General features: G+C 64.5%; 7 protein-coding genes and 1 pseudogene. 4 read left to right on the top strand and 4 right to left on the bottom strand.

All coding sequences use genetic code 11. The features are described from left to right. The 3 genes and pseudogenes from ACT84W_RS06620 to ACT84W_RS06610 all read right to left on the bottom strand — a co-directional run. A pseudogene (locus ACT84W_RS06620) lies at positions 1 to 298 on the bottom strand (phosphate ABC transporter permease PstA); the annotation flags it as partial. Next, entirely contained in the window at positions 291 to 1,193 is a 903-nt protein-coding gene (gene pstC / locus ACT84W_RS06615) for a phosphate ABC transporter permease subunit PstC (RefSeq protein WP_432290427.1), read from the bottom strand. The pseudogene ACT84W_RS06620 and the gene pstC, both read right to left, overlap by 8 nt. Before the next feature lie 85 nt (positions 1,194 to 1,278). After that, positions 1,279 to 2,226: a phosphate ABC transporter substrate-binding protein gene (locus tag ACT84W_RS06610; protein ID WP_444328628.1), complete on the bottom strand. Its 948-nt coding sequence runs from the start codon at positions 2,224 to 2,226 to the stop codon at positions 1,279 to 1,281. A gap of 481 nt (positions 2,227 to 2,707) precedes the next feature. Here ACT84W_RS06610 and ACT84W_RS06605 point away from each other — a divergent pair, with 481 nt between their 5' ends. From ACT84W_RS06605 to ACT84W_RS06590, 4 genes are all read left to right on the top strand, one after another. Then, a complete protein-coding gene (locus ACT84W_RS06605) occupies positions 2,708 to 3,193 on the top strand; it encodes a MarR family winged helix-turn-helix transcriptional regulator (RefSeq protein ID WP_444328627.1) in 486 nt (161 codons plus the stop codon). A gap of 47 nt (positions 3,194 to 3,240) precedes the next feature. Continuing rightward, the gene (locus tag ACT84W_RS06600) at positions 3,241 to 5,016 is read left to right on the top strand and encodes an ABC transporter ATP-binding protein (protein ID WP_444328631.1); all 1,776 of its coding nucleotides are present in this window, start codon (positions 3,241 to 3,243) and stop codon (positions 5,014 to 5,016) included. Continuing rightward, entirely contained in the window at positions 5,009 to 6,925 is a 1,917-nt protein-coding gene (locus ACT84W_RS06595; RefSeq protein ID WP_444328626.1) for an ABC transporter ATP-binding protein, read from the top strand. Before ACT84W_RS06600 ends, ACT84W_RS06595 begins: the two co-directional genes overlap by 8 nt. A gap of 149 nt (positions 6,926 to 7,074) precedes the next feature. After that, positions 7,075 to 9,222, top strand: coding sequence for a Tex family protein (locus ACT84W_RS06590; RefSeq protein WP_417575430.1), 2,148 nt, complete (start codon positions 7,075 to 7,077; stop codon positions 9,220 to 9,222). Between the two features lie 197 nt (positions 9,223 to 9,419). On the opposite strand, the gene ACT84W_RS06585 is transcribed toward ACT84W_RS06590, so the two are convergent. Further along, positions 9,420 to 10,508, bottom strand: a 1,089-nt coding sequence (locus ACT84W_RS06585) for an ABC1 kinase family protein (RefSeq protein WP_444328625.1), incomplete at its 5' end; no start/stop codon positions are given.

Below are 10,508 nucleotides of genomic sequence, written 5' to 3'. Positions count from 1 at the left end.
ACGACGATCCGAGCATGTAGAAGCTGTCGAAGAGCTCGGAGCTGATGCCGGGGTTGTCGGGATCGGTCGGCGGCGTGGTGAGGAAGCCGGGGGCGAACGCCTTGCCGAGGCCCTGGATCAGGATGAAGGCCACGATGGCCGCGAGCAGAAATAGCACGAACGCGACGATGACGGTGAGGATGCCCGTCGCCACGCGGTCCTGGCGCCCGATGCGGGCGGCGTGCTCGTCGAGGTCGACGCCGAGGCCACCGGCCTTGACGGAAGCCGCCTTCGAGGTGGTGGAGCTGGTGCTAGCCACGGTTCTTCGCCCCCTTGTTTCCGATGATGTGGATGATGAGGATGAACAGCAGGCTCATGCCCATGAGCAGCAGGCCGAGCGCCCACAGCGCGTGATACTGGACCGAGCCCGTGGTCGCGTTCGCGAAGCCCGAGGTCAGGGCCGTCGTGAGCGTCGCCGCCGGCGAAAGGAGGCCGGCGGGCATGACCTTCTCGACGCCGCCGATGACCATCTGGACGGCGAGGGTCTCGCCGAAGGCGCGCGTCATGCCGAGGATGACCGCGGTCATGAGCGACGGCAGGGCGGACTTGAGGACGACGTGCCAGACCGTCTGCCAGCGGGTGCATCCGAGGGCATAGGAACCCTCGCGGTACTCGTTGGGGACCGCGGCGAGCGCGTCGATGGAGAGCGTGGTGACCGTCGGCAGGATCATGACGGCGAGCACGATGGCGCCCGAGAGGATGCCCGCGCCCGTGCCGGCCGCGTCGCCGAAGATCGCGCGCATGGCGGCGTTGACCACGGTGAGGCCGATGAGGCCATAGACGACCGAGGGAATGCCGACGAGCAGCTCGACGAGCGGCTGGAAGATCTTGCGGCCGAAGCCTGGGCGCACCTCGACGACGAAGATGGCCGAGCCGAGCGCGATCGGCAGCGTGAAGATCGTCGAGAGAACCATGACGCCGAACGACGTGATGATGAGCGGGAGCGCCCCGTACTTGCCGTCGGAGGGCACCCAGCTCGTGCCCGTGAGGAAGGCTCCGAAGTCGATCCCGTCGACGAAGAACGCGGAGAGGCCCTGCTGGGCAACCATGACGATAAGCGTCACGACGATCAGCGCCACGAGGGCGACGCACGCCCCCGTGATGCCCAGGCCCACGTTCTCGAGGCGGCGCTTCGGCAGCATCTGCTTTGCCATTAAGCGACCTTTCTAGGTAGGTACATAATGCGAGGTGCGGGCGGACTCGTAATGAGGCCGCCCACACCTCGAAGGGAAGAGGAAGCTATTTGGAGGTCACGTTGCCCTTGGCGTCCTTCTGGACCTTCATGTCGGAGGCGGGGATGAAGCCCTCCTCCTCGACGAGGGAGCCCTGGACGTCGTCGGACATCATGAAGTCGATGAAGGCCTTGGTGGCGTCGTCGGCGTCCTTGGCGGTGTACATGTGCTCGTAAGCCCAGATGTTGAACTTGCCGGAGCAGACGTTCTCGGCGGTAGGTTCGACGCCGTCGACCTTGAGGGCCTTGAACTTGGTTTCGTCGAAGTAGGAGAACGCGAGGTAGGAGATGGCGCCCTCGGTGGCTTGGATCTTCTCGACGACGGTGCCCGAGGAGTCCTCCTCAGCGACCGGCGCGAAGGAGTCCGGGGCCTTCTCGCCCTTGAGAACGGCGTTCTCGAAGGTCGCGCGGGTGCCGGAGCCGGCCTTGCGCTCGACGACCTGGATCTTGCCGGCGGTGCCGCCCACCTGCGACCAGTCGGTGATGGCGCCGGTGAAGATGCCCTTGAGCTGGTCGGTGGTGAGGTTATCGACGTCGACCTTGGCGTTCACGATCGGGCCCATGCCGACGACGGCGACGGTGTGGTCCTCAAGCTTGGCGGCCGCGTCGGCGTCAAGCTTCTCCTCGGCAAAGACGTCGGAGCGGCCGATCTGAGCCTTTCCGTCCTTGACGTCGGAAAGGCCCTGGCCAGAGCCGCCGCCGGTGATCGCGACGGTGACGTCAGGGTACTTCTTCTCAAACTCGGCCGTAGCGGACTCAACGAGCTTCTGGAACGAGGTGGCGCCAGAGCAGTTGACAGTGCCAGAGACGGACTCAGAGCCTGCAGCAGCGCCATCAGCGGCGGCGTCGGAGGCGGAGGAGCCGCCGCAGCCAACGAGGCCGAGTCCGGCCACAGCGGCGATGCCGCCGAAGCCGGCGATGAACTGACGACGAGAGAGGCTATCGAGCTTGGACATGAATCTCCTTCCAATGAATTGCCGGACTGCCCCGCAGGGCGTGTCCCGGCCGTGTCAAGGAGCATCCTAGGTGGCCGCCACGCCTTACAATTCGGCATCTCGCGTCGCTTACGAGCGTCTGATTGGGCCTTACATTCAGCTGACATTGGGCCGGTTTTCCGTTACATCTGCGTTATAAAGGCTCATCTACCTGCGACCTTACAAAGCAACGACTGTTATGGCGGTTTTATTAGCCGCCTTACGTTAACGATGAGCCCAATCACAGTCGTAAGAACTGCAGGACGGGGCAACGTGGGCTCAAACACCAAATAGAAAACTTAGATATGGGGGTGACTTAGGCGCAAGGAATAGAAACTGTTTCCCTGATGTGAAGATTGCAAGGTACCTCGTAAATTATATTTCGGTACCTTGCAATCCAACCATCACAGTCGTAGCCTTTTCAAGCTAAACAGTAGCTGTCGTTTTAGAGAGGAGGTCCAAGATGCGAATATCCGACAGGCAGCTCGCCAAATGCCGCGCAAACGAGACGACCGAGCAGCAAATACTACATCTACTCGGATACCTCGGTCACTACATGTATGTGATGCGCGGAGGCCTCGGCGGCAAGCAGCACGTTCTCAAGACGCTGCTGCTCCAAGGCGAGATGACGCAAAGGGAGCTTCTCGAACTGCTGCACACGAGCTCCGCCGCCTTATCCGAGGTGCTAGGAAAGCTCGAGCGAGAAGGGCTCATCAAGCGCGGCAGGTCGGAGGCGGACAAACGCCAGCTTGAGGTCAGCCTCACCGAGGCGGGCAAAGGGGCGGCGGCCGAAATGGTCCGCGAGGAGAGGGAGTTCGAGAAGGACTCGCTCGACATTCTTTCCCAGGAAGAGAAGGTCGATCTCCTGAACAGGCTCGACGCCATCTTTGACCACTGGAGAAAGCTAGAGAAGCAGAAAAAGGAGGAATGCCCGTGCAAGAAGAACTGAGCGCCAAGGCCGAGAAGGTCAACTACGGCGCGATTATGCGCAACCTCATGAAGAGCATTCGAGACTACAAGCCCTATACCATAGCCACCCCCTTGCTGGTGCTCGGCGAGGTCGCCTGCGAGATGACCATCCCCTTCGTCACCGCGAACCTCATCGACACCATCAAGGTCGGCGCCACCGTGGAGGAGCTGCTCCCCACCTCGGGCCTGCTCGTGCTCCTCGCAATCGTGTCCCTGGTCTTCGGCGCCGCCGCCGGCATCACCTGCAGCCACGCGAGCTGCGGCTTCGCGAAGAACCTGCGCCACGACCTCTTCTATAAGATCCAGACGTTCAGCTTCGCGAACATCGACGACTTCTCCAGCTCCTCGCTGGTCACGCGCCTCACGACCGACATCACAAACGTCCAGCAGGCGTTCATGATGATGATCCGCATCGCGGTACGCTCCCCGCTCGTGCTTGTCTTCGCCTTCGTGATGGCGTTCGCCATGGGCGGAAGCGTCGCCATGGTCTACCTCGTAATCATCCCCATCCTCGGTTTCGGCCTCTTCTACATCATTCACCTCGTGCGCCCGATCTTCTCCCGCGTGTTCCACAAGTACGATGCCCTTAACGAGTCCGTCGAGGAGAACGTGAGCGGCATGCGCGTGGTCAAGAGCTTCGTGCGCGAGGACTACGAGAAGTCCAAGTTCGCGCGCGCCGCCCAGGACGTCTGCGCCGACTTCACCCGCGCCGAGAAGCTCCTCGCCTTCAACAACCCGATGATGAACATCTGCGTCAACGGAGCCTTCGTGGTCATCATCTACCTGGGCTCGAAAATCATCATCACCACGCAGGGACAGGCTTTCGACATCGGCCAGATGTCCTCGATCTTCACGTACGGCTTCCAGATCCTCATGAGCCTCATGCAGCTCTCCATGATCTTCGTCATGGTCACGATGGCAGATGAGTCCGCGCGGCGCATCGACGAGGTGCTCGAGGCGACCCCCACCATCAAGGCCCCTGCCGAGCCCATACGCGAGGTTGCCGACGGCTCGATCGACTTCGACGACGTGAGCTTCAAATACTCGGCCCGCGCCGAGCGCCAGGCGCTCTCGGGCATCGACCTTCACATAAAGAGCGGCGAGACGATCGGCATCATCGGCGGCACCGGCTCGGCAAAGTCCACGCTCGTCAACCTCATCGCCCGGCTCTACGACGCGACCGAGGGACGCGTGCGCGTCGGCGGCGTCGATGTGCGCGACTACGACCTCGACACCCTGCGCAAGCAGGTCGCCATGGTTCTTCAGAAGAACGTCCTGTTCTCAGGCACCATCGCGGAGAACCTTCGCTGGGGAGATCCCGACGCAACCGACGAGGAGGTCCGCGAGGCCGCGCACCTCGCCTGCGCCGACGAGTTCGTGGACACTTTCCCCAAGGGCTACGACACTTGGATCGAGCAGGGAGGCTCCAACGTCTCCGGCGGCCAGAAGCAGCGCCTGTGCATCGCGCGAGCGCTCCTGCGCCGACCGAAGGTCCTCATCCTCGACGACTCGACCTCTGCCGTCGACACAAAGACCGACGCAAAGATCCGCGAGGGGCTCGCGAGCTACCTCCCCGACACGACAAAGCTCATCATCGCCCAGCGAATCAGCTCCGTCCAGGACGCCGACCGCATCATCATCCTGGAAGGCGGCCGTATCGCACAGATCGGCACCCACGAGGAGCTGCTGAAGACGTCGGAGATCTACCGAGAGACGTTCAACTCCCAGAACAAGATGACCAAGGAGGGCAGCGAGGATTCCTCGGATGCCCAGGCCAAGGAAGGAGGCGAGGCCGATGAGTAAGCAAGAAGCCCAGGCCAAGCACGCGGGCGGCGCTCGCAAGGGAATCGCGCTGCGCCTCATCAAGACGCTCTTCTCGTTCTACCCCGTGCTTCTCCCCGCCGTCGTGGCGGGCATCGTCTTGTGCGCGATCATCAACTCCATCGGAGCCGTGTTCCTTCAGGGCGCCCTTGAGGTCATCAGCACTTCTTGGCAGACAGGCGACTGGGCGGCGGCGCGTCCGCAGATCCTGCAGCTCGCCGTGACGCTCGGCGTCATCGACGCCGTGGGCGTCGCCTCGTCGCTCTTCTGGAACCGCAACATGGCGACCATCACGCAGGGCTCGCTCGAGAAGCTCCGCGAGAAGATGTTCAACCGCATGCAGGACCTGCCGATCCGCTACTTCGACACGCACCAGCACGGCGACATCATGAGCCACTACACCAACGACATCGACACGCTGCGCCAGATGATCAGCCAGTCGCTGCCCAACCTGCTCATGACCGTCATCGTCATCGTCTCGGTCTTCTGCATCATGCTCTACTACTCGGTGTGGATGTGCCTCGTGATCATCGCGGGCGTGGCCTGCATGATGCTCATGACCAAGCTGCTCGGCGGACGCTCTGCCCGCAACTTCATCGCGCAGCAGAAGGAGCTCGGTGTCGTCGAGGGCCACATCGAGGAGGTCATGGGCGGCCAGAAGGTCGTCAAGGCATTCTGCCACGAGCGCGCCGCCGAGGCCGACTTCGACGAGCGCAACGAGCGGCTCTTCGAGGTCTCCCAGAAGGCCAACATATACGCCAACATCCTCATGCCCATCATCATGAACCTGGGCAACCTCCTCTACGTGCTGGTTGCCCTCGCGGGCGGCGTCCTTCTTGCCCTCGAAGTCCCGAACCTCTCGATCTCGGGCATGCCGCTGACCATCGCCGTGGTCGTTCCCTTCCTCAACATGACCAAGCAGTTCTGCGGACAGATCGGCCAGATCTCCATGCAGATCAACGCCGTGGTCATGGGCCTTGCCGGCGCCGAGCGCATCTTTGAGCTCATCGACCAGGAGCCGGAGGTCGACGAGGGCTACGTCACGCTCGTGAACACCAAGTACAACGCGACGGGCGAGCTCGTCGAGTGCGACGAGCGCACCACCGACTGGGCCTGGAAGCACCCCCACAAGGACGGCAGCGTGACCTTCACCCCGCTCGCCGGCGATGTCCGAATGGTCGACGTCGACTTCGGCTACACCCCCGAGCACCAGGTCCTCAAGGGCGTGTCGGTGTACGCGAAGCCGGGCCAGAAGGTCGCCTTCGTCGGCGCGACCGGCGCGGGCAAGACGACCATCACGAACCTGATCAACCGCTTCTACGACATCGCCGACGGCAAGATCCGCTACGACGGCATCAACGTCAACAAGATCAAGAAGGCCGACCTGCGCCGTTCGCTCGGCGTGGTCCTGCAAGACGTGAACCTGTTCACGGGGACCGTCATGGACAACATCCGCTACGGCAAGCTCGACGCCACCGACGACGAGTGCATCGCCGCGGCCAAGCTCGCGGGCGCCGACGACTTCATCCGCCGTCTGCCCGACGGCTACGAGACGATGCTCACGGGCAACGGCGCCCAGCTCTCGCAGGGCCAGCGCCAGCTCATCTCCATCGCCCGCGCGGCCGTCGCCGACCCGCCCGCGATGATCCTCGACGAGGCCACGAGCTCCATCGACACGCGCACCGAGGCCATCGTCCAGCGCGGCATGGACGCCCTCATGACCGGGCGCACGACCTTCGTCATCGCGCACCGCCTGTCGACCGTCCGCAACTCCGACGTGATCATCTGCCTCGACCACGGCCGCGTGATCGAGCGCGGAAGCCACGACGAGCTCATCGCAAAGAAGGGCTACTACTACCAGCTCTACACGGGAGCATTCGAGCTCGAGTAGCGCGCTGCGACAAAGGAGGGCCCCCGGGCATCTTGTGGCGAGAAGGACCGCGACCACAAGAGGCCCGGGGGCCCTTTGGCGTCGGTCCGCCGCGTCTGGGCGATGCTATCCTAGAGGGCCTTTAGCAAACGGAACGGACAAGGAGTCGAATGGACCTTATTGCCAAGCTGGCCGAGGAACTCAAGCTAAAGAAGACCGACGTCGAGGCGGCGGTCAAGCTCATCGACGAGGGGAGCACCATCCCCTTCATCGCGCGCTACCGCAAGGAGGCGACGGGAGGCATGGACGACGTGGCCCTCCGCGCCCTCGAGGAGCGTCTTTCCTACCTGCGAAACCTCGAGGAGCGCAAGCAAGACGTCATCGCCCTCATCGACGCGCAGGGCAAGCTCACCGACGAGCTCAGGTCCCAGATCGCAGAGGCCGCGACCCTGCAGCGCGTGCTCGACCTGTACAAGCCCTTCCGAAAGAAGCGCCTCACCCGCGCCCAGAAAGCGCGCGAGGCCGGGCTCGAGCCGTTGGCGAACATGATCATCGTGCAGGCTTCCGCCAAGGGGTCGGCGCTCGACGCGGCGGCGGCCTACGTCAACGAGGAGGCCGGCTTCGACACGCCCGAGAAGGCCCTCGCCGGCGCTTCGGACATCGTGGCCGAGACCGTGGCAGAGGACCCGGAGAACGTCGCCGAGCTGCGCGCGTTCACCAGAAACACCGCCGACATCGTCGTAGAGGCGACCGATGCCGCCGAGAAGACCCCCTACGAGCCGTACTACGGCTTCTCGGAGCCCCTGCGCAAGATCCCCAACCACCGCATCCTCGCTATCGACCGCGGCGAGCGCGAGGGCAAGCTCCGCGTGCGCGTGAACGTCGACGGCGCCGCGGCGGTGGAGCGGCTCGGACGCCGATGGCCGCGCCGACAGGGCGTCTTTGCCCCGGTATTCGACGCCGCCGTCGCAGACGGCTACAGACGCCTCATGGCCCCCTCGCTCGAGCGCGAGGCCCGCTCCGACCTCACCGCACGCGCGCAGGCCGACGCCATCGACGTCTTTGCGAAGAACCTCGAGGGCCTGCTTTCCGCGAGGCCCGTGAGGGGCGCGAGGGTCCTCGCGCTCGACCCGGGGTACCGGACCGGCTGCAAGGTCGCCGTCATCGATGAGTTCGGCAAGCTCCTCGACCACGGCGTGGTCTATCCCACCAAGCCCCGCCACGACGTCGTGGGAACCAAGCGCGAGCTTGCCCGCCTGGTGAGCAAGGACCGCGTCAACACCATCGTCATCGGAAACGGCACCGCGAGCCGCGAGACCGAGGAGGTCGTCTCGGAGTTCATCTCCGAGCAGGCGCCGGAGCTCCGCTACACCATCGTCAACGAGGCGGGCGCCTCGGTCTACTCGGCATCCGAGCTCGCGAGCCGCGAATACCCCGACCTCGACGTCACCGTGCGCGGCGCCATGAGCCTGGGGCGACGCCTGCAAGACCCGCTCGCCGAGCTCGTAAAGATCCCGCCCCAGTCAATAGGCGTGGGCCAGTACCAGCACGACCTCGACCAGGCGGAGCTCTCCCGCACGCTCGGAAACGTCGTCGAGGACGTGGTCAACCGCGTTGGCGTGGATGTGAACACCGCCAGCGCGAGCCTTCTGGGCTATGTCTCGGGCATCACCTCTGCGGTGGCCGACAACATTGTCGCATACCGCGAGGAGAACGGCGCCTTCACCGACAGGCGCCAGCTCAAGAAGGTTCCCAAGCTCGGGCCCAAGGCATTTCTCAACTCCGCCGGCTTCCTGCGCATCACCGGGGGCGACAACCCCCTGGACGCCACGAGCGTCCACCCCGAGAGCTATCCCGTGGCCACCGAGGTGCTCAAGCGCGCGGGCGTCTCCGCCGACGAGCTCAAGCGCGGCGGCGTGCCCGACATCGAGCGCCGCCTGGGCAGCGTCGCCGACCTCGCGGACGACCTTGGCTGCGGAGCCCCCACCCTCATCGACATCGTCGGCGAGCTCAAGAAGCCCGGGCGCGATCCGCGAGACGACGCCCCCGAGGTGATCTTCAGCCGGGCAGCGCTCTCGATCGAGGACCTTCAGCCTGGCATGGAGCTCAGGGGCACGGTACGCAACGTCGTCGACTTCGGGGCCTTCGTCGACGTGGGCGTCCATCAGGACGGCCTCGTGCACATCTCGAAGCTCGCGAACCGCTTCGTCAAGCACCCGAGCGACGTCGTTCGCGTCGGCGACACGGTGAAGGTCTGGGTCGAGAAGGTCGACCGCGACCGCAAGAAGATCTCGCTCACCATGGTGCAGGGGAAGTAAGAAGAGCCGACTCACCGCCCCCGTGCCGCGCGGGGCCTGTGCTTTAGTTGATCGCAAGTTCCGCATGAGCCGGAGGCCACTTAATGTGGCCTCCGTGCAAAGAGGACTGCCCGAGCAGGCAACTAAAGCACAGGCCGCGCGGGGCACGGGGGCACGTTGACGTCAGCCGTTCTGCTCCGAGGCGCTCCAGAGAGGCGCTACCGCTTGCGGCGTCGGTTCTCGCTGAGGATGTCGTGCGCGACGTAGAGGCCGATGAACAGCGCGAAGAGGTAGCCCACGAAGCCAATGATGGGGATGCCGAAGATGACGGGCTGGATCCTCGCGTAGTACACGATGGACGACCCCATAAAGAGGCCCGCGGCGATGATGGCGAGCGTGAGTCGGTTGACGATGTGGCCCATGTCCTCGAGCGGGTCCTCGGTGCCCGCGAGGTCGAGGTTCACCCTGAGCTGGCCGCGGGTGAGCATCCGCATGGCGTGACCGGCCTCCCCCGCCGCGACGAGGAGCCCGTGGCTCGCGGAGACCCCCTCGCGCGCCAGCTGCTTTGCCTCGCGCTTGGCGGCGTCTTGCGGGGTGGTGTGCGCGCTCAGGTGGCGCTTGATGATGTCGACCATGCTCGCGTTCGGCAGAAGGTTGTCGACAACGCCCTCGAGGGTGACGAGCGCACGGGCGAGCATGGTCACGCTCCCGGGGAGCTCGATGCCGTTGCGCCGCGCCATGGTCACGAGCGAGTTGACGAAGCCGCCGATGTCCAGGTCGGAAAGGTCGGCCGATCCGTAGTTGGCGATGATCGCGTCGAGCTCGCCGAGCAGGTGCGCGTAGTCGACCTCGGAGCTGCCCCCGCGCGAGAAACGCAGAAGGCCGTCGGCGAGCTCGATCGAGTCGCGCCTGGCCACGGCCTCCACCATCTGCGAGACGCAGCGCCTATCCCCCGAGCTCAGCCTGCCCATGATGCCGAGGTCCATGTAGACGATCTTGTTGCCCGAGACCACGAGGTTGCCGGGGTGCGGGTCGGCGTGGAAAAAGCCGTCGTCGAGCATCTGGGCGGTGTAGTTGTCCATGAGCTTCTCGCCGATCTCGGCGCAGTCGTAGCCGGCGGCGGTGAGCTCGACGGTGTCGTCGATGGGGATGCCCTCGATGTAGTCCATCACCACGACGTGGCGCGTGCAGAGCGCCGGGTACGGCTTCGGGCAGTCGAGGAACTTGCAGCCGGCGTTGTTGCGGCGGAACTCCTCGAGGTTGCGCGCCTCGACGAGGAAGTCGGTCTCCTCGCGGAAAGAGAGCCA

The organism is Paratractidigestivibacter sp., assembly GCF_052362415.1.
Taxonomy (GTDB): Bacteria; Actinomycetota; Coriobacteriia; order Coriobacteriales; family Atopobiaceae; genus Paratractidigestivibacter.
This window is presented reverse-complemented; position numbering and strand designations above follow the sequence as displayed.